Origin of the sequence: Bacillus sp. FSL K6-2865 (genome assembly GCF_040311405.1) — a bacterium.
Lineage (GTDB): Bacteria > Bacillota > Bacilli > Bacillales > Bacillaceae > Bacillus > Bacillus velezensis.
Window position 1 is genome coordinate 1,222,610 of sequence record NZ_CP152036.1, and the last position, 21,992, is coordinate 1,244,601.

General features: G+C 46.2%; 28 protein-coding genes. 20 read left to right on the top strand and 8 right to left on the bottom strand.

What is annotated here, in order from left to right:
• Positions 1–13 precede the first annotated feature (13 nt).
• The 3 genes from fetB to NYE42_RS06215 are packed head-to-tail and all read right to left on the bottom strand — an operon-like array spanning position 14 to position 2,524.
• Positions 14–775, bottom strand: coding sequence for an iron export ABC transporter permease subunit FetB (gene fetB, locus NYE42_RS06205; RefSeq protein WP_061862093.1), 762 nt, complete (start codon positions 773–775; stop codon positions 14–16).
• 1 nt (position 776) lies between these two features.
• Entirely contained in the window at positions 777–1,514 is a 738-nt protein-coding gene (locus NYE42_RS06210) for an ATP-binding cassette domain-containing protein (protein WP_061862094.1), read from the bottom strand.
• A 26-nt stretch (positions 1,515–1,540) separates the two neighbouring features.
• On the bottom strand, positions 1,541–2,524 hold the full coding sequence (locus NYE42_RS06215; protein WP_015417269.1) for a multidrug resistance efflux transporter family protein: 984 nt from the start codon (positions 2,522–2,524) through the stop codon (positions 1,541–1,543).
• A 129-nt stretch (positions 2,525–2,653) separates the two neighbouring features.
• On the opposite strand from NYE42_RS06215, the gene NYE42_RS06220 reads away from it, so the two are divergent.
• The 8 genes from NYE42_RS06220 to NYE42_RS06255 all read left to right on the top strand — a co-directional run bounded on the left by NYE42_RS06220 (position 2,654) and on the right by NYE42_RS06255 (position 12,252).
• On the top strand, positions 2,654–3,151 hold the full coding sequence (locus NYE42_RS06220) for a cupin domain-containing protein (protein ID WP_352426831.1): 498 nt from the start codon (positions 2,654–2,656) through the stop codon (positions 3,149–3,151).
• Between the two features lie 386 nt (positions 3,152–3,537).
• Positions 3,538–3,954 carry a DUF1641 domain-containing protein gene (locus tag NYE42_RS06225; RefSeq protein WP_003154908.1) on the top strand — a complete coding sequence of 139 codons (417 nt, stop codon included), beginning with the start codon at positions 3,538–3,540 and terminating at the stop codon, positions 3,952–3,954.
• A 39-nt stretch (positions 3,955–3,993) separates the two neighbouring features.
• The gene (locus NYE42_RS06230; RefSeq protein ID WP_012117352.1) at positions 3,994–5,172 is read left to right on the top strand and encodes an NAD(P)/FAD-dependent oxidoreductase; all 1,179 of its coding nucleotides are present in this window, start codon (positions 3,994–3,996) and stop codon (positions 5,170–5,172) included.
• A gap of 187 nt (positions 5,173–5,359) precedes the next feature.
• Positions 5,360–6,757, top strand: coding sequence for a glucuronate isomerase (gene uxaC / locus NYE42_RS06235; RefSeq protein WP_095284737.1), 1,398 nt, complete (start codon positions 5,360–5,362; stop codon positions 6,755–6,757).
• A 24-nt stretch (positions 6,758–6,781) separates the two neighbouring features.
• Positions 6,782–8,167, top strand: a complete 1,386-nt coding sequence (locus tag NYE42_RS06240; RefSeq protein ID WP_144664109.1) for an MFS transporter — start codon at positions 6,782–6,784, stop codon at positions 8,165–8,167.
• 75 nt (positions 8,168–8,242) lie between these two features.
• Positions 8,243–9,241: a LacI family DNA-binding transcriptional regulator gene (locus tag NYE42_RS06245; protein WP_007407297.1), complete on the top strand. Its 999-nt coding sequence runs from the start codon at positions 8,243–8,245 to the stop codon at positions 9,239–9,241.
• Between the two features lie 75 nt (positions 9,242–9,316).
• A complete protein-coding gene (locus NYE42_RS06250) occupies positions 9,317–10,762 on the top strand; it encodes a tagaturonate reductase (RefSeq protein WP_144664110.1) in 1,446 nt (481 codons plus the stop codon).
• The gene (locus tag NYE42_RS06255; protein ID WP_039062935.1) at positions 10,759–12,252 is read left to right on the top strand and encodes an altronate dehydratase family protein; all 1,494 of its coding nucleotides are present in this window, start codon (positions 10,759–10,761) and stop codon (positions 12,250–12,252) included. The genes NYE42_RS06250 and NYE42_RS06255 overlap by 4 nt, the downstream gene beginning before the upstream one ends.
• A gap of 33 nt (positions 12,253–12,285) precedes the next feature.
• Here NYE42_RS06255 and NYE42_RS06260 read toward each other — a convergent pair whose 3' ends face one another.
• Together NYE42_RS06260 and NYE42_RS06265 are read right to left on the bottom strand one after the other, a co-directional pair.
• Positions 12,286–13,050, bottom strand: a complete 765-nt coding sequence (locus tag NYE42_RS06260) for a sulfite exporter TauE/SafE family protein (RefSeq protein WP_020955677.1) — start codon at positions 13,048–13,050, stop codon at positions 12,286–12,288.
• Between the two features lie 144 nt (positions 13,051–13,194).
• A complete protein-coding gene (locus tag NYE42_RS06265) occupies positions 13,195–13,662 on the bottom strand; it encodes a DinB family protein (RefSeq protein WP_020955678.1) in 468 nt (155 codons plus the stop codon).
• A gap of 205 nt (positions 13,663–13,867) precedes the next feature.
• Here NYE42_RS06265 and NYE42_RS06270 point away from each other — a divergent pair, with 205 nt between their 5' ends.
• From NYE42_RS06270 to NYE42_RS06280, 3 genes are all read left to right on the top strand, one after another.
• On the top strand, positions 13,868–15,004 hold the full coding sequence (locus tag NYE42_RS06270; RefSeq protein WP_087920760.1) for a Rap family tetratricopeptide repeat protein: 1,137 nt from the start codon (positions 13,868–13,870) through the stop codon (positions 15,002–15,004).
• A complete protein-coding gene (locus tag NYE42_RS06275; protein WP_003154881.1) occupies positions 14,994–15,128 on the top strand; it encodes a PhrA family phosphatase inhibitor in 135 nt (44 codons plus the stop codon). The genes NYE42_RS06270 and NYE42_RS06275 overlap by 11 nt, the downstream gene beginning before the upstream one ends.
• 142 nt (positions 15,129–15,270) lie before the next feature.
• Positions 15,271–16,224, top strand: coding sequence for an N-acetylmuramoyl-L-alanine amidase (locus NYE42_RS06280; protein ID WP_003154880.1), 954 nt, complete (start codon positions 15,271–15,273; stop codon positions 16,222–16,224).
• Between the two features lie 37 nt (positions 16,225–16,261).
• On the opposite strand, the gene NYE42_RS06285 is transcribed toward NYE42_RS06280, so the two are convergent.
• Complete coding sequence (locus tag NYE42_RS06285) at positions 16,262–16,639, bottom strand: PH domain-containing protein (protein WP_007610770.1); 378 nt, start codon at positions 16,637–16,639, stop codon at positions 16,262–16,264.
• 110 nt (positions 16,640–16,749) lie between these two features.
• On the opposite strand from NYE42_RS06285, the gene NYE42_RS06290 reads away from it, so the two are divergent.
• Both NYE42_RS06290 and NYE42_RS06295 read left to right on the top strand, forming a co-directional pair.
• Positions 16,750–17,355, top strand: a complete 606-nt coding sequence (locus NYE42_RS06290; protein ID WP_144464016.1) for a poly-gamma-glutamate hydrolase family protein — start codon at positions 16,750–16,752, stop codon at positions 17,353–17,355.
• Positions 17,345–17,500: a hypothetical protein gene (locus NYE42_RS06295; RefSeq protein ID WP_186302951.1), complete on the top strand. Its 156-nt coding sequence runs from the start codon at positions 17,345–17,347 to the stop codon at positions 17,498–17,500. Before NYE42_RS06290 ends, NYE42_RS06295 begins: the two co-directional genes overlap by 11 nt.
• Here NYE42_RS06295 and NYE42_RS06300 read toward each other — a convergent pair.
• Both NYE42_RS06300 and xre read right to left on the bottom strand, forming a co-directional pair.
• On the bottom strand, positions 17,497–18,087 hold the full coding sequence (locus NYE42_RS06300; protein ID WP_007610775.1) for an ImmA/IrrE family metallo-endopeptidase: 591 nt from the start codon (positions 18,085–18,087) through the stop codon (positions 17,497–17,499). The two genes, NYE42_RS06295 and NYE42_RS06300, sit on opposite strands and share 4 nt — an antisense overlap.
• A gap of 148 nt (positions 18,088–18,235) precedes the next feature.
• The gene (xre, locus tag NYE42_RS06305; RefSeq protein WP_003154871.1) at positions 18,236–18,574 is read right to left on the bottom strand and encodes an HTH-type transcriptional regulator Xre; all 339 of its coding nucleotides are present in this window, start codon (positions 18,572–18,574) and stop codon (positions 18,236–18,238) included.
• 190 nt (positions 18,575–18,764) lie between these two features.
• Between xre and NYE42_RS06310 the strand changes: the two genes are divergently transcribed.
• The 7 genes from NYE42_RS06310 (at position 18,765) to NYE42_RS06340 (ending at position 21,886) form a co-directional block, all read left to right on the top strand.
• Complete coding sequence (locus NYE42_RS06310; protein WP_031378816.1) at positions 18,765–18,944, top strand: hypothetical protein; 180 nt, start codon at positions 18,765–18,767, stop codon at positions 18,942–18,944.
• On the top strand, positions 18,934–19,761 hold the full coding sequence (locus NYE42_RS06315; RefSeq protein WP_033574557.1) for a hypothetical protein: 828 nt from the start codon (positions 18,934–18,936) through the stop codon (positions 19,759–19,761). Before NYE42_RS06310 ends, NYE42_RS06315 begins: the two co-directional genes overlap by 11 nt.
• On the top strand, positions 19,661–20,461 hold the full coding sequence (locus tag NYE42_RS06320; protein ID WP_031378815.1) for an ATP-binding protein: 801 nt from the start codon (positions 19,661–19,663) through the stop codon (positions 20,459–20,461). The genes NYE42_RS06315 and NYE42_RS06320 overlap by 101 nt, the downstream gene beginning before the upstream one ends.
• A complete protein-coding gene (locus tag NYE42_RS06325) occupies positions 20,461–20,628 on the top strand; it encodes a hypothetical protein (RefSeq protein WP_095352209.1) in 168 nt (55 codons plus the stop codon). The genes NYE42_RS06320 and NYE42_RS06325 overlap by 1 nt, the downstream gene beginning before the upstream one ends.
• Before the next feature lie 97 nt (positions 20,629–20,725).
• A complete protein-coding gene (locus NYE42_RS06330; RefSeq protein WP_251257100.1) occupies positions 20,726–21,067 on the top strand; it encodes a phage portal protein in 342 nt (113 codons plus the stop codon).
• Positions 21,057–21,260, top strand: a complete 204-nt coding sequence (locus NYE42_RS06335; protein WP_007407280.1) for an XtrA/YqaO family protein — start codon at positions 21,057–21,059, stop codon at positions 21,258–21,260. Before NYE42_RS06330 ends, NYE42_RS06335 begins: the two co-directional genes overlap by 11 nt.
• A 113-nt stretch (positions 21,261–21,373) precedes the next feature.
• Positions 21,374–21,886, top strand: coding sequence for a sigma-70 family RNA polymerase sigma factor (locus NYE42_RS06340; RefSeq protein ID WP_012117362.1), 513 nt, complete (start codon positions 21,374–21,376; stop codon positions 21,884–21,886).
• The last annotated feature ends 106 nt before the right edge of the window (positions 21,887–21,992 follow it).

Consider the following 21,992-nt stretch of genomic DNA (forward strand, 5'->3'; position numbering starts at 1 on the left):
CAGGGAAAAAAGCCTACGCTTCCCTGCTGAATTTTTTTAATTGCCAATGTTCCGTGAAAAGGGAAGGATATGTCAAGGCGCTGAGTATGATACATGTAAGAAGAGCGGAGGCCATCGTTGTAAAAACGATCAGCAGCTGAAAGCGCACCGCCTGTATCGGATCAGCCCCCGCTAAAATCTGCCCCGTCATCATGCCGGGAAGCTGAACGAGACCCAATGTTTTCTGGCTTTCAAGCGTCGGGATCATACTGAGCTTCATGCTGGACGTCAATATCTGCCGGACGGCCTGCTTAGGCGTTCCTCCGAGAGAGAGAATCAGTTGGATCTCTTCTTTCCGCAGATCCGCTTCCGAACTGAGCTTGTTTAAAAACAGGCTTGAGAGCACCATGGAGTTTCCGATGACCATGCCGCTTATCGGAATGACATATCTTGAAGTGAACGGAATGATGTGAAGGGTCAGTAAAAGTCCCTGCGTCACAACTTCCACGATCGCCAGTGTCAGAAAAACGCGCCAAAATGAGCCGATCCGCATTTTTTTCCGTTTGGCGACATTGTGCGAAGCGGCCGTGAGCATGAGAAGCACCATTAATATGATAAATATCGGGTGATCACCGCGAAAAATCAGCGACAGCACATAGCCGATGATGAGAAGCTGAATGACGGCCCTGACGGTTGCGACGATCATATCCTTTTCGACGCCGGCTTTAAAAGATTTAGACAGGAATAAAGCAATAATGACAAATATACTTGTCAATAATAGAGAAAGATCATTCATATCAGCACCCGCTCCCTTGTAAAAGCGCCCGGGCCTTTTCGTGTTTCGGTTCCTTAAAGAACGTTTTCGTTTCCGCGGTCTCTAAAAGCCGACCCTCAGCCATAAACCATACCGTATCGGATAATCGTTCCGCTTGTTCAAGGTTATGGGTGATCCACAGGACCGTCAGCTGTTTTTGCCGATGGAGTTTCGTAATCAGTTTCTCAATGATGAGAACAGATGACGGGTCCAGCGCCGAGGTGATTTCATCCAGCAGCAGGATGGACGGCAGTCCGGCGAGAGTTCGCGCTAATGAGAGCTTCTGCCGCTGCCCTCCGGATAATTCTTTTGCATTTCGATCCAGAAGCCCGCGCGGAAGGTCTGTAAAATCTGCGAGCTCTTCAGGCGTATAGTGCTGTGCTCCGTGGAGTTTTTCTGCGAGCAGAAGGTTGTCCCGCACCGTTCCCTCGAGGGCGGGAGCTGATTGAAATGCAAGGCCCGCGGTTTTTCTGAGCTCCCTGATATCCCAGCGCCTTATTTCTTTTCCGAATACAAGCACTTCCCCTTCATCAGGTGTATTCATCAGATTGCACAGTGACAGCAATGTGCTTTTTCCCGCGCCGGAAGGGCCTATCAACGCCGTGATAGAACCTTTTTGAATATGTCCGGTTACACGGCTTAGGACATCAAAGGACGTATTGTTTTGTTCAAAGCGTTTGCCGGCTGACAGAAAAGATATTGCCGGAATTTCTTCTTTCATACAGGAGGACACCTTTCGTAAAAAAATCAGGAACCGGTGAGATTGGCTGACGTTTGCTCAGCCGTTTTCTGGTCTGTCTGCCGGGAAGCGAATGTATGCATGACCATTCCCGCAATAATAATGAACAGTCCGGCAAATGAAAGAAGTGACGGAAACGCCGCGGATAAAAAGACGATTTCGCCGATCAGTGCAAAAAGAACCTCTCCGGACTGCGTCGCTTCAACAGCAGCGAGCTTCTGCGGCTCATTCCTCACCATATCGGTGGCGCGGAAAAATAATACTGTTGCGATAACGCCAGAGCTGAGTGCGACGATAAAGGATTGGAATGTCTGTCCCATTGACGGAAGCCCGTCTCTATGCCAGCCGAAAGCGGCGATCAAAAGCCAAAACGGAAGGCTTGCGAGAGTCATGCCGAGCACCCGCTGAAACGTATCGAGTTTTCCGCCGTATTGTTCCAGCATTTTGCGGTTGCCTAGCGGATAGGCAAATGCGGCGATGACGACCGGCACCACGCTGAATAGTATCGTGCGGCCGGACAGAGAACCCGCATGCTGAAGCTGAATCAGACCGGCTCCGATCAGGATGATGACGGAAGTAACCAGCGAAATGAGCGGGATCTTTTGTCTGGCGGAAACCGGGCCCGCCGGTGAATTTTTTGTTTCGTAAAAAAACGGCGACAGAAGCACACCCGCGACAATTGTAATCTGCCACGTGCCGGCGATCAGCCAGCCCGGCCCATATGCCGCCGCAAACGTAATCGGGGCATAAAAAAGCACGAACCCGGTAAAACTCCACTTCAGCCAAAAAAACGGTTTTTTTCGGATTTCATGCCAGAGCGGCGCCCATTTTCCTTTCACATAAACGATCAAAAATAAAAACGGAACCATAAAAAGAAAACGCAGGGAAGAGCTCCACATCCAGCTTCCGCCGGAAAGCTCCATCGCCCTGTTTAAAATAAATGTGACTGCAAAAAACAGAGATGCCAATATTCCGATCACGATGGCTTTCATTAAATCCCTCATTTTGACACATATTTTTTTATACTATACTATTCACCGGCAGGCTTCGCAATGGAATATGAGAAAATAGCGTTTTAACAAATGATGAATGGGAAACAGACATATACGGAGGTGAAAACAATGCAGAAAGAGGATATTCAAGTGCTTTATTTTGAAGATGACGGCCGCATTCCGAATAACCCGAATCTTCCGCTTGTTATTTATAAAGCGGTATTTAATGAAGAAACGGTGCAGAAAGCAGAGTCCGTCCTCCGCCGGCACGATTGGTCGAACAGCTGGACGGGCGGAGTATTTCCGTATCACCATTTTCACAGCACCACGCACGAAGTTCTTGTCGCGGTAAAAGGAACTGCGGTTTTGAGGTTCGGCGGGGAACAAGGAGCGGACGCCGTTCTTCAAACGGGAGACGCAGCGGTCATTCCGGCCGGCACCGGACATAAAAAACTGTCGGGCAGTTCTGATTTTACCGTGATCGGGGCTTATCCGGGCGGCCGGCAGTACGATACAAAAACGGAGAAAAATGATAGAACTCCAGAAGTAATCAGCCGTGTCCCGCTCCCGGAATGCGACCCCTTTACGGGAAAAACGGGCCCGCTATTAAAATTGTGGGAAAAATGACAGGGGAAAAGCGGATGGTCTGTAAAAAAATAGCCTAAAAGAAACGTTATTACACCCCCGCCATATAAATAATTTCATAAACGAAACAATTCACGTTCAAATTTTGTTCAAAAAGTGTTATTATATAAGAGTAAATCAAATTGGGGTTTTTTATGTTTGCTATTTTCAGAGAGGAAAAAGAAATTTTGACTTATTCAATTGTTTTTGTTGATATAAAAATAATACTGGATATGGCAAAGTGAAAAACTGGGTAGTAAACATTTATTTTTGTAAATGATTGTGCATGAATTCACAATCTTGCTTTTTCATGCTTTTCTGCATGAAGGGGGAAAGGCTACCCTTTCCAAAAAAATCAGCATACTGCTTATAGTAAAGGAGAATCGGATATGCCAGAAACAATCGATCAAACAAATGCATCTGTCAGCCAAGGCCAACGCGATCTTATTGATCAGCTGCTAAAACCTGAAGTTCAAGAATCACTGACTGTTTTAGTGGATCAGCTTCCAAAACTGACTGAGTTAGTAAATATTTTAACGAAGTCTTATGATTTTGCACAGTCTGTAGCGACAGACGAAGTATTGAAGAGCGATACAGTGGGTGCGCTTACAGAAATTCTTGAGCCGGTGAAAGAAACAGCGAAAGAAGTTGCGGCTACTGCGATCGAAGCAAAAGACCGCGCGGATGCAAGCAATGAAACGATCGGACTTTTCGGCCTGCTGCGCATGCTGAAAGATCCTCAAGCTCAAAAGCTGTTCCGTTTTGCTAACAGCTATCTTGAAATCATGAACGAAAAACAAAAATAATCTCAGATTCAAATTGATATAAAGGACGGAGGATATACGATGTCAAAACATATTGTCATTTTAGGCGCTGGTTACGGCGGAGTTCTTTCTGCTTTAACCGTTCGCAAACATTACAGTAAAGATGAAGCACGCGTAACCGTTGTGAACAAATACCCGACTCACCAAATCATTACGGAACTGCACCGCCTTGCAGCGGGCAACGTGTCTGAACAGGCTGTTGCTATGCCGCTTGAAAAACTTCTGAAAGGAAAAGACGTCGACATTAAAATCGCAGAAGTCAATTCTTTCTCAGTTGATAAGAAAGAAGTTGCCCTTTCTGACGGTTCTAAGCTGACTTATGACGCGCTTGTTGTCGGACTTGGTTCTGTTACGGCTTATTTCGGCATTCCTGGACTCGAAGAAAACAGCATGGTGCTGAAATCTGCTGCTGATGCCAACAAAGTATACAAACACGTGGAAGACCGTGTGCGTGAATACGCTAAAACGAAAAACGAAGCTGATGCAACGATCCTTATCGGCGGCGGCGGCTTAACAGGCGTCGAGCTTGTCGGTGAGCTTGCTGACATCATGCCGAACCTTACGAAAAAATACGGCGTAGATCCGAAAGCAATCAAACTGAAATTAGTAGAAGCAGGTCCGAAAATTCTTCCTGTTCTTCCTGATGACCTTATCGAACGCGCGACAAAAAGTCTTGAAAAACGCGGCGTTGAGTTCTTAACAGGTCTTCCTGTTACAAATGTTGAAGGAAACGTTATTGATCTGAAAGACGGTTCAAAAGTCGTTGCCAACACATTTGTATGGACAGGCGGCGTACAAGGCAACCCGTTAGTCGGCGAATCCGGCCTTGAAGTGAACCGCGGACGTGCGACGGTTAACGATTTCTTACAATCTACTTCTCACGAAGATGTATTCGTTGTCGGTGACAGCGCTGTATACTTTGCGCCGGACGGCCGTCCGTACCCGCCGACAGCGCAAATCGCTTGGCAGATGGGTGAACTTGTGGGTTACAACCTGTTCGCTTACTTAGAAGGAAAAACGCTTGAAACATTCAAGCCTGTAAACTCTGGTACGCTTGCAAGCCTCGGACGTAAAGACGCGGTTGCCATCATCGGAGCGAACTCTACTCCGCTGAAAGGTCTTCCGGCATCTTTAATGAAAGAAGCAAGTAACGTACGTTATTTAACACATATCAAAGGATTATTCAGCCTCGCTTACTAATCCTTAAGATCACACAGAAGACATTGCCGGACTTTCTCGGCAGTGTCTTTTTTTTTGTATGAAAATGTTAACGGATACAATTTTCTGAAAAATAAAATAAAAATGATTGATATGTGAGAAAGAGGAAGCTAAAATAAAAAAGAATCATTTTGTTAACGTTAACATTTTTAAGAGGGAGGATGAAAATGTGAAAGCTTTTATGGGTGATGATTTTTTACTGGATAGTAAAACGGCCGTAAAGCTGTACAGGGAATACGCCGAAAACATGCCGATCATTGATTATCACTGTCACTTAAGCCCAAAGGAAATCTATGAAAATAAAACCTTCGCAACGATTACGGAGGCATGGCTTTACGGTGACCACTACAAGTGGCGGATCATGAGGGCCAACGGCATTGAAGAGCGCTGCATTACCGGAAACGCTTCAGATGAAGAGAAGTTTTTCGCCTGGGCAAAAACGGTGCCGATGGCGATAGGCAATCCGCTGTACAGCTGGACGCATTTAGAGCTGCAGCGCTGGTTCGGCATTTATGACGTATTGAATGAAAAAACGGCCGCGGCAATTTGGAAAAAAACGAATGAGCTCCTGCAGGGAGACGGGTTTGGCGCAAGGGATCTCATTCTGAAATCAAAAGTCAAAGTCATTTGCACAACCGACGATCCTGCCGATGCGCTGACATACCACGAACTGTTGAAAGAAAGTGATTTTCCGGTTCAAGTGCTGCCCGGATTTCGGCCTGACAAAGGACTGGACATCAGCAGCCCGGGTTTTGCCGATTGGGTCCGTTCGCTGGAGAGCGCTTCCGGAATGGCTGTCACCACCTACCAATCGTATTTAGATGCGTTAGAATCCCGCGTCCGCTTTTTTCACAATGCCGGAGGAAGAGTGTCGGATCATGCGTTAGATCAAATGGTTTATGCCGAGACGACCGAAGAGGAAGCGGCCCGGATTTTTGCAGCCGGATTAAGCGGAGAGCATGTGTCTTTTGAAGATGAAAAGAAATTCAGAACACGGACGCTGCAATATCTTTGCGGTCTTTACGCCGAACTGGACTGGGCGATGCAGTTCCATATTAACGCGTTAAGAAATACCAATACAAATAAGTTCAGCAGCCTCGGTCCTGATACGGGATATGACTCAATTAATGATGAACGTATCGCAAAACCGCTTGCCCGGCTGTTAGATTCCGCCGAAAAAAAGCGGCAATTGCCTAAAACGATTTTGTATTCTTTGAATCCGAATGACAACTATATTATCGCCAGCATGATCAACAGCTTTCAGGATGGGAAAACACCGGGGAAAATTCAATTCGGCACAGCCTGGTGGTTCAATGACACGAAAGATGGAATGCTCCAGCAAATGAAAGCGTTATCAAACATGGGCCTGTTCAGCCGTTTTATCGGGATGCTGACGGATTCAAGAAGTTTCCTGTCCTATCCCCGCCATGAATACTTCAGGCGGCTTGTCTGCACGCTGATCGGCGGCTGGGCGGAACAAGGCGAAGCGCCTTACGATATGGAGCTTTTAGGAAAGATTGTCGAGGGGATTTGTTACCGGAATGCTGAGGAATATTTCCGCTTTTAAAAAATGGAATGAAAGAGGTGGCCTATGAGTAATGTGCCTGTCGTGACAGCACCTGCCGCAAAAGTGAAGGAGCATAAGCTGAGTCTGAAAGAAAAAGTATCCTATGGTTTTGGAGATTTTGGGAACGGATTTATGTTTGATCTCGGGCAGATCTATTTGCTGAAGTTTTTCACAGATGTCGCAGGCATTCCGGCAGCGTTCGCCGGCAGTATTTTTTTGGTCAGCAAGCTGTTTGCGGCTTTGACTGATCCGATTGTCGGCTCGGCCATTGACTACAGAAAAAAGATCGGACCCCGGGGGAAATTCAGGCCGTACTTATTATTCGGAAGTATTATTCTTGCGGTCATGACCGTATTGATTTTTGTGTCACCGGACGTGAGCGTCACCTGGAAGCTTGTGTACGCCTATGCTTCTTACATGCTGTGGGGGATCGCTTATTCTTTCGTCAATATTCCGTACGGCTCCCTCGGCGCGGCCATTACACAGGATGCGGAGGACAGAACGGCGCTTTCCGCATTCCGCCAGATAGGCTCCCTCGGCGCGCTGCTCATTACAAGTGTCATCGTCATCCCGATTCTTGTTCATTTTGATAACGTTCACATCGGCTACCCGGCAGTCATGGGAATGATGGCCGTAATCGGAATCGCGGGATTTATGATCTGCTACCGAAACTGCAAAGAAAGAATTATCGTCCGTGAAGCGCCGAAAGAAAAGCTGTCCGTCATGTCGGTTTTCAAATGCTTTATCGGCAACAAACCGCTTCTGACCGTCGTTTTCATGACGATTTTCTCAATATCGGCATATAACATTAAATCCGCTATGCTTGTTTACTTCGCCCAGTATAATCTCAACAATGCGGAGCTGATGTCCTACATGAGTTTTATCATCATCGGTTCTTCATTTTTAGGTGTTTTGTTTATGCCGAAACTCGTCAAACGCTTCGGAAAAAAGCAAACGGTGATGATCGGTTTTGCCGTTAGCGCCGCGGCTGATGCGCTGAATTTCTGTCTCCCGTCAAATGTATATATCTTTACGGCGTTAGCGAGCATTGCTTTTATCGGGATCAGCATACCAAACGGCATTACGTGGGCGCTTGTGTCGGACATTATTGATTACGGAGAATGGAAGACGGGTGAACGGAAGGAGGCGACGACATATTCGCTTTTCAACTTTTCCAGAAAACTCGCCCAATCTTTATCAGGTTTTCTTTCAGGCATCGGGCTGAGCGTTATCGGCTATATCCCGAATGCATCTCAGACAAAAGGCACGTTAATCGGGATTAAAGGGCTTCTGCTGCTGTACCCGGCTTTCGCTTTAGCGTTCGCCATGCTGATTATCGGTTTAATGTATAAACTGACGGACCGGCAGCATGCCGAGCTCGTTCAGGACTTACATCATGCAAAACCTTAACTTTAGTGATTTTATGGACTGTCCGTTAAGGTACAATAGAAATAAATGACAGCATACAGAAAGAAAGGAAAAACGATGGTAACCATAAAAGATATCGCAAAACTCGCCAACGTATCCCACACAACCGTATCCCGGGCACTTAACGGCAGCCCCTACATTAAAGAGCATACAAAACAGAAAATATTAGAGCTCGCTTCACAGCTGAATTACACACCGAATGTAAATGCAAAAAGCCTTGCCATGCAAAAGTCCCATACGATCGGGCTGTTTTTTACAAGCATCACAAACGGAACCTCACACAGCTTTTTTTCCGATACCATCAAAGGTGTAAACCGCACAATCAGTGAGGAATACAATTTGTTCGTCCGCGCGATTGACGACCTGAAAAGCTTTGAAACCATTACGCCCATGAGATATGACGGAATCATTTTAATGAGCCAAAGCGACAGTGATAATTCATTTATTTATCATATCCGCGAGAAAAACATCCCGCTTGTCGTGCTGAACCGGGACATTGATGACCGGAGCATCACGAATATCCTGTCAAACGATAAAGAAGGCTCCAGACAGGCGGTCGACTGCCTGATCGCAAACGGACACAGAGATATCGCGATCATTGAGGGAAAGGAAGGATTCAGGTCAACTTCTCAGCGGAAAGAAGGCTATTTGACATCTTTAATTGATCATTCTATCCCGATTAAGCATGAATACAGTGTAAAAGGCCGCTATGATATGGAAAGCGGCAGTCAGGCGATGGAAAAACTCTTGGCGCTTCAATCACCGCCTACGGCTGTTTTTTGTTCAAACGATGATATGGCGATCGGGGCGATGAATGCCATTTTCGCCAAAGGCCTGAACGTTCCGGAAGATATATCCGTTATCGGGTTTGATGACATCGGCATTTCCCAATACATGACGCCGAGGCTTTCGACAGTAAAACGCCCGGTTGAAAACATCAGCATACTCGGCGCAGAGAAGATTTTGGCGCTAATCGCCGACCCGGATACGGCGGCGGAAAAAATATATGAAAACACCGAGGTGATGATAAGAGATTCCATTAAAAAACTCACATAACGGCCCGTCTGAATATCCGGGTTTTCACACGGAGAAATGTTAACGTGTGCATAAATACAGAAGGAGGCGGACAGCTTGCAGCAGCTGAATAAAAAGATGTGCGGCGAATACATTCAATATCCTGAAAAAGTCCTTCAGTTCGGTGAAGGCAACTTTTTGCGGGCTTTCGCTGACTGGCAGATCGATCAATTGAATCAATTGACGGATTTTAACGGAAGCGTTGTCGCCGTACAGCCGAGAGGCTCTGAGAAAATAAAACGTTTAAACGAGCAGGACGGTTTATTTACGCTTTTTTTGCAGGGGATAAAGGACGGAAAACCGGCTGAAGAACACATGATCGTCAAATCCATCAGCCGCGGCATTGATCTTTTTTCTGACTATGATTCCTTTAAACGGCTGGCAGCACAAGAGGAGCTTCGTTTTATCATTTCCAATACGACAGAAGCGGGAATTACGTTTGAGAAAGGCGACCGGCTTGAGGATAGACCTCAAAAAACATTCCCCGGGAAATTAGCGGCGTTCCTTTATTTCCGCTATAAGGCATTTGCGGGTGACGCCGAGAAAGGGTGTATTGTGCTTCCATGTGAACTGGTCGAAGAAAACGGACGGAAACTGAAGGCGGCCGTGCTTCAATATGCCGGGCTGTGGGAGCTGGAACCTGGTTTTACTCAATGGATTCATGACGCGAACATCTTCTGCAATACCCTCGTGGATCGGATTGTTCCCGGATTTCCTGTTGATACCGCGGAAGAACTTACCGATTTTCTCGGATACGAAGACCGTCTGCTTGTGGTTGGTGAGCATTATTATTTGTGGGTGATAGAAGGGCCGGAACAGCTTCAGAATGAGCTTCCTTTTGCTGAGGCCGGGCTGAACGCACTGATCACGTCTGACCTTACGTCTTACAGGACAAAAAAGGTGAGAATCTTAAACGGCGCTCACACGGCATTGGCGCCAGTGGCTTTACTATACGGACTGCAAACCGTCCGGGAAGCGGCTGAGCACGAGGTGACGGGCAGATTCATTGAAGAGCTGATCAATGAAGAAATCCTCCCTGTGCTGCAAATAGAGGGTGTCACCCAATACGCGGCAGATGTGTTACAGCGGTTTAAAAACCCTTATATCCACCATTATCTGCAAAGCATTACCCTTAACGCCGCCGCGAAATTCAAAACAAGAAACCTGCCGACGCTGAAGGCTTATATCGAACAGGAGGGCCGGCTACCTGAGAAGCTGGTATTTTCGTTCAGCGCCATGATCTATTCATACTGGAACGGACCGAACAAACCGGCTGACTGCGAGGAGGTTCTTAACCGTTTTCAAATGGCGCGGTCCCGTTGCAAAGATGATATGTTTCAAGCGGCATCTGCCATATTAGGAGAAGAGCGATTGTGGGGGAAGAATCTGAATCATCTTCCGGGGCTGACTGAACGAACGGCTTTTTTTCTGTCTGTCATTCATGAGCTGGGTATGAAGCAGGCGATACATGAATGCTGCGGCAAAAAGGGGGAAGTGAAATGAAAGAGGTCATAAAAATCCATAAAAACGATAACGTGCTTCTCGCCATGCGCCATTTTAACAAAGGGGAGCGGCTGCATACAGACGGACTGACGATTGAAGTGAAGGACCCTGTAAAGCGGGGGCATAAAATCGCGCTGCAAACCATTGAAGAAAACGGCAGCATCATTAAATACGGTTTTTCAATCGGGCGTGCGACAAGGCGGATTTCGGCCGGCGAGCATATTCATACCCATAATCTGCAAACGAATTTATCCGATGTGCAAGAATACACGTATTCACCGCGCTTCGAGGACAATCCTTTTACAAATGAGAACCGGACATTTAAAGGCTACAGAAGAGAAAACGGTACATCCGGCGTCCGGAATGAACTGTGGATCGTGCCTACAGTCGGCTGCGTTAACGGCGTCGCTGAGAAAATCCTGCAGCGCTTCGTAAAAGAGGCGAAAGACATTGCGCCCTTTGACAATGTGCTGGTTTTAAAGCACCAATACGGCTGCTCCCAGCTTGGCGATGATCATGAGAATACGAAACAAATGCTGATGAACGCCATCCGTCATCCAAATGCGGGCGGTGTGCTGGTTTTAGGGCTCGGCTGTGAAAATAATGAGCTGGCGGCGATTAGGGAAACGCTTTCTGAAGTGAATGGAGATCGGGTGAAATTTCTCGAATCACAAGCTGTCACAGATGAAATTGAAGCGGGTACTGCGCTTCTTAAAGAGATACACCTTGCGGCAAAGGGAGATAAACGTGAGGAGATTCCGCTGTCAGAATTGAGCATCGGATTGAAATGCGGCGGGTCGGACGGTTTTTCCGGCATCACCGCAAACCCTTTATTAGGGAGATTTTCAGATTACTTGATTGCACAGGGAGGGAGCACGGTCTTAACGGAGGTGCCTGAGATGTTCGGCGCTGAGACGATTCTCATGCAGCGTGCGGCGAGTGAAGAAGTGTTTCATAAAACAGTCCGATTGATCAATGATTTCAAGCAATATTTTATGAAGCACGAGCAGCCGATTTATGAAAACCCGTCACCAGGGAATAAGGAAGGCGGCATTTCAACGCTCGAAGACAAGTCGCTCGGCTGCACCCAAAAAGCCGGTCTTGCACCGGTTTCTGATGTGCTGACATACGGTGAAACACTGAAAACAAAGGGATTGACACTGCTCAGTGCGCCCGGCAATGATTTAATCGCTTCTTCAGCGCTCGCCGCGGCGGGCTGTCACATCGTTTTGTTTACAACCGGAAGAGGCACGCCGTTCGGCACATTTGTCCCGACTGTGAAAGTATCAACAAATACCGATTTATTTCAATCAAAGCCTCATTGGATTGATTACAACGCGGGCAGATTGGCGGAAGACCAAACAACAGAAGATCACATTGTAAGAGATTTTATTCAATACATTATTAAAGTTGCAAGCGGAGAATTCGTCAATAACGAAAAAAACGATTTTCGGGAGCTTGCAATCTTTAAGTCCGGTGTGACGTTATAAGGGAAAAGGCGATCTGACAACAGACCGCCTTTTTTATATTAGTTTTATTCCGCTGATTAAAATAATCGCCGCCATCACAAACTGCAGGGGGCGCGGTGAGAATTTCGGCGAAAAGAAGCTGCCGAGAAGCACACCCGGCACAGAGCCGATCAACAGATTCAATACAAGCAGGTAATCGACGCTTCCGAAGCTTGCGTTTAACAGACCGGCAGCAGTTACGAGCAGAAAGGCATGTGCGATATCCGTTCCCACCACTTCTGCCGTTTTCATTCTGAACAGGTATAACATGGCGATTGCAAATAATGAGCCGGATCCAATAGATGTCAGGCCGACGATGAAGCCGAAAATGACGCCGATCAGTATCATGAGTGTCCGCTTTTCTTCAAGCGTTTTTTGCTGCCAGCGGTTCGGCCGCAGTCTTTTATCGAAAAAAAGGCGGGCGATAATGGAAATGGCGACAAGGGTCAGTACGTAGCCGAGCGCCTGTTTGATAATCTGCTCCTGATGCTGGTGAAAAGCGGGAAACAAGTGAAGAACACCGATGGCGGCTGTTGCGCTGGGAATGCTTCCGAGCGCCAAGTAGCCGACAAGTTTAAATTGAACGGTGCGCTGCTTCCAATGAGAAACGACACCGAACAGTTTGGTGATGGAGTTATATAAAAGGTCAGTGCCGACGGCGATTGAGGGGTTGATCCCCAAAACGATCAGTAAAGGAGTCAAAAGCGCTGCTCCTCCCACACCCGTCAATCCGACAAGCGTTCCGACAAAGAAACCCATAAACACAATGCTTACAGTCATCTGTGTGCCTCCTGAATAATCCTACTATTTTTATCAGATTATATATGATTAAGAGGCGGTAATCAATTAAATTTTCGGAAAATTTTATACAGAACAAAAAATCCGCCAGCCTGCTGTTATGTCGCAGACCGGCGGATGGCCGGATTATGATTTTTGCTGATAAAACGGAAGTTCCGTGTGGCCCATTTCTCTGACATACACGAAAAGATTGCCTTTATGATGAATTTCATGCTCCATGGCAAGCTGAAGGAGAGCCGCGCCGGTCACTTTTCTGCCGAAAGAGGCGGTCAGGTCAATTTCGCGGTTCAGCTGATCTTCTGTCAGCTGTGACAGGATGTCTGTCGTTTTTTCAGTACACGTTTCAGCCAGTTTGACGAGGTCTGTTTCTGCTTCTTCTTTCGGTTTGTTCTGGATGGCTGATCCGTTTCCGTCGTTAATGACGTTTGCAAACATAAGAAAAGAATAAACCATGTGTTTTACAAGTTCCTGAGCGGACATTGATGTCTCTGCCGGCTTGTAATCGTAATGTTCGCGGCTGATTTTTTCCGCCAGCTCAATCGTCACGTTTCGATGTGACAGAAAGTGGCTGACCAATTGATTTTGTGCTGTCATGTGAAAACCCCCATTTAATACAGAATAAAAAGCCGCAAGGATATGCTATATCAACGGCACGGAAGAAACAAGCAATAAGCTTGTGACGGAGATAAATCGTTGCGGATATCCGAAATTCGACAATTGCGGTCTTTTTGCGTTCTTCTTTTTCTAGCAAATATGATAAAATATGACATATCTCGGTCATTCCAAAAGGGGGGATTTATTGAGGATGAAGCAGACTATTCCGTCCTCTTTTGTCGGGCTCAAAATTAATGAATGGTATACCCATATCCGGCAGTTTCACGTTCTTGAGGCGGAGCGCGTCAAACGTGAAGTAGAGAGAGAGATCGAGGATATGGAAGAAGATCAGGATCTGCTGCTGTATTATTCATTAATGGAATTCAGACACCGTGTCATGCTGGATTACATCAAGCCCTTAAAAGAGGACCCTTCTCAGCCTGAGTTTTCAGAATTATTGGAAGACATTGAAGGCAACCAGTATAAACTGACAGGACTGCTTGATTACTACTTTAATTTTTTTCGAGGAATGTACGAATTTAAACAGAAAATGTTCCTAAACGCCATGATGTATTACAAACGGGCTGAAAAAAACCTTGCACTCGTTTCTGATGACATCGAGAAAGCTGAGTTTGCTTTTAAAATGGCCGAGATATTTTACAACCTGAAACAAACCTACGTCTCCATGAGTTATGCCGTTCAAGCCCTTGAAACGTACCAATCGTATGAGACGTACAACGTCCGCAGAATCCAATGTGAATTCGTTATTGCAGGGAATTATGATGACATGCAGTATCCAGAAAGAGCATTGCCCCACTTAGAACTTGCTTTAGATCTTGCAAAACAAGAAGGCAATCCCCGTCTTATCAGTTCAGCCTTATATAATCTCGGAAACTGTTACGAAAAAATGGGAGACCTCTCTAAAGCAGCCGAATATTTTGAGACATCCGTTTCCATTTGCAGGTCAGAAAAGTTCGATAATCTTCCGCATTCTATTTACTCATTAACACAGGTTCTTTATAAACAGAACACTACAGCCGAAGCAGAGAAGCAATACCGTCTCGGGCTCAGTATCGCCCGCGAATACAATGATGAATTGTTTGTGAATCTGTTCCAATTTTTACATGCGTTATACGGCAAGGAAATGGATAACGCATCCGTCAGGCACACGTTTGATTTTCTGGAAGAACACATGCTGTATCCGTATGTGGAAGAATTGGCGCATGACGCTGCCAAATTTTACATGAAACACGGACAGCCTGAAAAAGCGCTCACGTTTTATGAAAAAATGGTGCACGCCCAAAAACAAATCCAGAGAGGAGATTGTCTATATGAAATCTAAACTGTTGTCAGGATTGCTGCTTGTTGCTGTCGGGTTCAGCTTTACACAGGTGATCGGCCATGAAAGCCATTTGGAAAACCAAGCGGACGGCACATTCCATATTGCCGCGCGCAACCAAACATAACATAAAGACCCTTCTTTGGAAGGGTCTTATTTTTTGCATGCGTATCCATTCCATTTTTATCCGAATGCAGGGTCTATATGCTCAAGTTATCTGTCCTACGAATGCCACCTATTGATGAAAAAGGCATAAGGAGAGATGAAGAGTGGGGATTGAAGTGAAAAAACGGCTCGTATCGGCTGATAAATATGCGTTAAAATGTCCGAATCCGATGACGCCGGAGTATATTACCATTCATAACACGGCAAACGACGCATCCGCCGCTAATGAAATCAGCTATATGACGGGAAACAGCGAATCAACGAGCTATCATTTTGCGGTTGATGACAAAGAAGTGATCCAGGGAATTCCGTTGGACCGGAATGCCTGGCATTCGGGAGACGGCACGAACGGTACCGGAAACCGAAAGTCGATTGCTATAGAAATCTGTTACAGCAAGTCAGGCGGCGAACGGTACAGAGCCGCAGAAGAACTGGCGATTGCGTTTGCGGCGCAGCTTTTGAAAGAACGGGGCTGGGGGATTGACAGAATCAGAAAGCATCAGGACTGGAACGGAAAGTACTGCCCGCACCGCATATTGTCTGAAGGCCGCTGGGATGAAGTGAAGGCGAAGATTGAAAAGAAATTAAGCGGAAGTATGCCGGCGAAAAAAGCCTCTATTTCTTCTTCCGCGTCTGAATACCATGTGAAAAAAGGCGACACCTTATCGGAAATCGCCGCATCGCACGGTGTCAGCGTAAAATCGCTGCAAAGCATCAACCATATCACAGATCCGAATCACATTACAGTCGGACAAGTGATCAAGCTCGCTCAGACGGGTTCTTCTTCAAAAAGTCAGGCTGTGTCTTCCTATCCGCTTCCATCAGGTGTGATCAAAGTGACGAAACCGCTGACGAAAGGGACAAACGTAAAACAAGTGCAAAACGCTTTATCCGCTCTTTATTTTTATCCCGATAAAGGAGCAAAAAATCATGGGGCGGACGGCGTTTACGGTCCGAAAACGGCAAATGCCGTAAAACGTTTTCAATCCGTCAGCGGATTAACGGCAGACGGAATTTACGGCCCGAAAACGAAGGCGAAAATTGAAGAAAAACTGTAATCCATAAAACGGAAGCTCCCCGGGCTTCCGTTTCTTCTTACATACAAACTGCTGCAAGGGCCTTTTGAATATCATAAATGCTTTCATCTTTTTTAAACTGCTTTGAGACAGCGGGAAGTTCCGCGCCTGAAATCCAAATTTTCAGCTCTGAATCAAGGTCAAAGCGGCCGGCGGTTTCTACGCTGAATCTGGAAATGCTCTTGTACGGAATGGATTGAATCTCCGTTTTCTTCCCCGTGAGTCCCTGTTTATCAACAAGAATAAGACGCTTATCCGTAAAGACAATGATATCTCGGACAAGCTTAAATGCGGCGTTGACATTCTCACCTTCCAGCAGAATACGAGCCAGTTCTGCTTTTGCTTCAGCCGTCGATATTGTCGACGCATTGCCCAGCAATCCATTGATGAACCCCATGATATATCCCCCCTGATACGTATTCTATCAAATCATACTATAAAAAGGTTTCCAATTCCCAGATGAGTAGAGTAAACTGGTGCTGACTGGAAAAGGAGAGCATGTTACACATGAAAGATAGATATGATAATTTCGCAGCCCTTTCTGCTGCTGAATCGGAATACAGAATTATTTATGAAGAAAAAGAGGGAAGTAAATGTATCGTCCTCGCTCCCCACGGCGGCAGGATTGAGCCGGGTGTCAGTGAGCTGGTGCGGGCATTTTCTGACCAAAGCTCAATTTATTTATTTGAAGGAACGAAGCGGTGCGATAACCGTTCTCTCCATTTGACAAGCACACGCTTTGACGAACCCCTGGCTTTAGAAAAAGTGACCGCCCATCATTACGGATTGGCTTTTCATGGGTATCATGATCTGAAAAAGGCAAATACACTCGTCGGGGGCGCGGATCTGGAAAAAGCAAGACTGATTTGTGATCTGCTGTGTGAAGCGGGATTTGATGCCGAGCTGACAGAGAAGAATGATCGGCTGGCAGGTGTAAATCCCGGCAACATTGTCAATCGGACAAAAAGGAAAATGGGGCTGCAATTGGAAGTGAGCACGGCGCAGAGACACGCGCTGTTCAGCAATTTTGGCTGCCGGGGAGAAAAATATACGCCAACCGATCTGTTTTTTCGGTATGTAGAAGCCGTGAAGGCCGGTTTTTATGATAAATGAACAGGGGGCCCGTTCTTACATTTACTGGAGCTGCTATGCGGCGCAAGAAGTGCTTGGCGGGCAGCACGGTGAGAACAGCGTCATGATGCAAAAACCTTTCCTCCGATGTGAAAATGATGACATTCTGCCAGCGGAGTATCGCTAATTTTCAATAAAATACGGCGTTTTTTCTTCAGCGGCATGTAAGTGTGTCTGTCCGCTTTCATAATACACATTCGGCCGCTTGTCGGATAACAGACAAGCGAGCCGCTTCTGAAATTGAATACCTGCTTTACGCCGTTCAAACAGCTCCAGCCTTTTTTCCGCAAATGATGCCGTCACCCGGAAAGCGGCTGCGATTAAAATAACGGCGTGGCTCCTTCGCTGGGGAAGCTCCATGTTTAACAGCATAAAGGTCGGCACACAGAAGTGGTACATAAAATGGTTGGCCTGAAATTCCTGCAGTTCTCTGAACAGCTTGTTCATATGAAAATGGTTGCCGGTATGCTTCAGCACATGGCACAGTTCGTGCGCAAAATCCTGCCATTGCTCTTCGGGTGACTTTTTTTGATTCAGGACGATGCTGTACATGCCGTCCCGCTTCAGCATCATACTGTGCGTATCTTCAAAATGAATCCAAATGTCAAGCTCCTTGGCAATCATCTGCATATCAATATGGAGAGGGGCGGTCATTCCCATGCGGCAATATAAGTTTTTGACGTATTCCTCAAGATGTGTTAAAAAATCGCCCAATTGAATACACCCTTTCGAACATAAGTTCTTTTTTAAGCGAGAAAGAAAAGCCCTGATCGGACTTTGAATCAATTCCCTTTTCTTTTAAAAATAAACATTCAGCTTTTATATCGGCTGAACGTTAAGCAGTTTAAAGGAAAAGAGCGGATTATTTATGTTTCGGCCTGCGGTTTTTCTCTTTTTCTTTTAAATAATTAATGAATTCAATGGCCTGCTGCTTGCTTTCCGGAGAAAAGTCCTGCATGTCCCGATATGCGATCTGCAGGTCGGGATCGGCAAACATGTCTTCATCTGAAGGTTCTTTTCCGGTTAACAAATAATCAGTCGACACTTTGAAATAATCCGCAAGCTTTTGCAGCGTGTCGTAATCGGGTTCAGATCGGCCGTTTTCATAATGAGAATATCTGGCGCGCGAGACACCGATATGATTTGCGACTTCTTCCTGCGTTTTCTTTCCTCTGAGACTCTTTAATCTTCCGCCTATCATCCGAATGACCTCTCTTTTTTCAACACCCTAAGTTACTTATGATTATAGATACAAAATGTATCAAAATAAAGAGATGATAAAAAAAGTATCAAAAAGGTCTTGATGATACGAAAAGTATCGTATATAATCAACATCATAGAGATACGAAATGTATCAAAATACGATAAGAAATTGATCAGGAGGGTGAGAGATGAAGCCGATAATCATCCGTTTCAGCAGCAATCCGGCTGACCAGAGATGTTTAGGAAAAGCAGGCGGTTCGATATCTTTTACCGCTTGCGGACTTCCGGTATTCCGATTTGATAACCGATTGCAGTATGAACGCTATATAGGTCTGAAGAAAAACGGAGACGTCCCTTATGAATCGTAAAAGCTACCCGTTTTTCATCTATTCCGGATTACTGAATTCAGAACATTATGACAAAATAGGATCCGCCATTTGGCTGTTTTTATGGTTCATCAGCTCAACGACAAAGGAACACGTAAAAGACGGTGTAAAGTGGGGGATCGTCCTTGGTCATAAGCCCATAAAAGCAAGAGAGATGGCCGATGTATTTGCCGTCAGCGAAAAAACCGTCAGACGGTGGCTTGAGGTTTTGGAACAGCATGAATATATCAAAACCGTCCGCGCCCCTTACGGACTCATCGTCTCCGTAAAGCACTCGAAAAGATTCACGCCGAAAAAGACATTGACCCGCCCGGAAGCAACTGACCGGACAATATCGGCGGATCACCGGGACAAAAATGTCCGGAGAGAAATAGATATAACAAAAAATCATACTGCTGAAGAAGCGATTAACGACATTGCCGCCCATTTTATCAGATTAAGGTCTGTACAGGAGGGGCGGAGCGTATACCCGTCGCCCCGGGATTATCAGGCCATCGCCCGTATTGTTTCCCTCGGTGCGTCAGCACAAGAAGCAATCAAATGGCTCGGCGAATGCTTTACCGCTTTTGAACAGCGGCGCACCTCTTCAGCTGAAACGATCAAGGCTTTCAGCTATTGCGCCAAGTATATGGAAGACCGCTTGAATGCACGAATTGCGGGAAGGACAATCACAACAAAAAAAGAGAGGAATACGATACATGACAAAACGAACGATCGAGCAGATACTGGCCGACCTGAAAAACGGAAAACGTCCATTACTGGCGGACAGACCGGAAGAATCAGACGAAAGCCGCTTTGACTGTCCGCTCTGTAAAGATCAGGGCGGTTATCTCAAAAACCAGCTGGGAATGGATGTGTGGGTGAAGTGCCGCTGCGCCGCCGAACGAAAAGCAGAGCGCATCCTCAGCGCAAGTGAGATTACAGGCGCCTTTCGAAAGCTGGATTTCAAAGGATTTATCACGCGGGGCAAGCCTCAGGCAGTCGTCGACGCATATGAGTGCGCCCTTGAATATGTTGAAAACTTCGACAAGATTAAAAACTGCCGGAAAAACAGCATTGCCCTTTTAGGGCGTCCGGGGTCGGGAAAAACCCATCTTTTGACCGCTCTCAGCAATTATGTCATGAGACAGATGCAGACACCCGTGCTGTATTTTCCTTTTGTGGAGGGCTTTACGGATTTAAAAAATGATTTTGATCTGCTTGATGCAAAGCTTGGCCGTATGAAACAGGCGGATGTGCTTTTTATTGACGATCTGTTCAAACCGCTGAACGGAAAACCCCGGGCGACCGATTGGCAGATTGAACAAATGTACGCCGTCGTGAATTACCGCTATTTAAATCATAAGCCGGTTCTTATCTCGAGCGAGCTGGCCTGTGACGGGCTGGTGCAGGTTGATGAAGCCTTGGGCACAAGAATTTATGAGATGTGCAGCGATTATTTAGTCATCATTAATGGCAATTCATTTGACGTAAACCACAGATTAGAGGGGGCGAGATAATGTGTAAGCTGTGCGGGCCGAAGAAGGTCATTGTGACGGAAACGGGTTTCGGCGCTGTCTTTCACCCTTGCCCGAACTGCAAAACAGGCACTGATTTAACGCCGGTCATTAAACGTCTTGAGCGAATGGTTCAAGACGCAAAAGCGAGGCTTGATCTACGTGTATAAATATATTAAATGGCTTTTTTGCCTGCTGTTCAGGGCGAAACGGATAGAAAAGCAAATTGAAGCATGGCATGAGGCTGATGGAAAGTGAGGATAACCATTGCAAGAAAAACACAGCCCCGCTCCATGGCGGGCCGTACACAGCGGAAAAGAAAAACCCATTTACATTTATTCCGCTTACAGCGAAGCGGATAAAGAGAAGTTCCCTTATTCAAACGGAAGGCTCATCGCGGCCGTTTTCAACTTAAGTTCATACTCTCAGCAGATCAACGCGGCATTGATGGCAAAAGCCCCGGAACTTTTGGAGGCGGCCGAAACGGCTCTCCGCCTGCTCCGGGGAGAAAGTTCTGAAGAAAAAGAAGCGTTCATAAATGAGCTCGGAAGCCTCATACATGAAGTAAACATCCTGAAAAAGACGGAGGACGTAAAACATGAATCCTAAAAAACTGACCGACATTGAACATACAACATTACAAAGCCAGCTGGAAGAAGGCAAGGTGCGGGTCATCATTGTAGACGGACTGAAGAAGGAAGCATGGCTCGCCGAAGCGCCGGAGCACGGCAAAACGCTTGTCGAAACGCGAAAAGGGGATCTGGCCCGGGTCGAATATGAAATCGGCTTTAAATTGAATTAATCGAAAAAAACAGAATACGTCCAAGACGGAAAGCCTGCGGACACTGATCAATCGCGTATATGCTGCGCATTGGTTGGTGTCCTTTTTTTGTTCCGAAAAAGAGGAGGATCTGCATGGAAGACTTACTATTTGAATATAAACGCACGCTGAAAGAGACGAAAAAGTGGTACAAGCAGCTGGAGGAAGCCGATGAAACGGTGCTTACTTCAGAAGAACTGAAAGATAAAAAAATCATCAGAACGATCATTACAGATGTGGAATATGTCATCGAATGGCTTGAAAAAGGCCGGCAGCCCGGCATAAGAAGAGCGATAGACCGAAGAGACGCTTATCAGAGAATGCTGATTAAAGATCCGAGAATCATAGAAACCTATTCGCAGGCGCTGATGTTTGAACCGTCCGCAAATGTGACTGAAGAAGACAGAATCAGACTGCGGGACGCATTAGCCGTTTTAACGGATAGAGAAAAAGAAATGCTGCTGCTCCACAAAGCGGAATGCTTTTCATATGAACGGATCGCCGCCTTGCTGAACGTAAAGAAATCAACCGTACAGACGACGGTCAAACGGGCGCTTCTGAAAATTCAAAAACAGCAGGAACAAAGAAATCAATCGCCTGCTTCATAAGTTGTCATACGTTTGCCACCTAGAAGTGAACAGACGATCACAAAAAGCGGCCCGATTAGAAGCCGCTTTTTATTATAGACAATCATGTCGGAGGTGGCGGTGATGC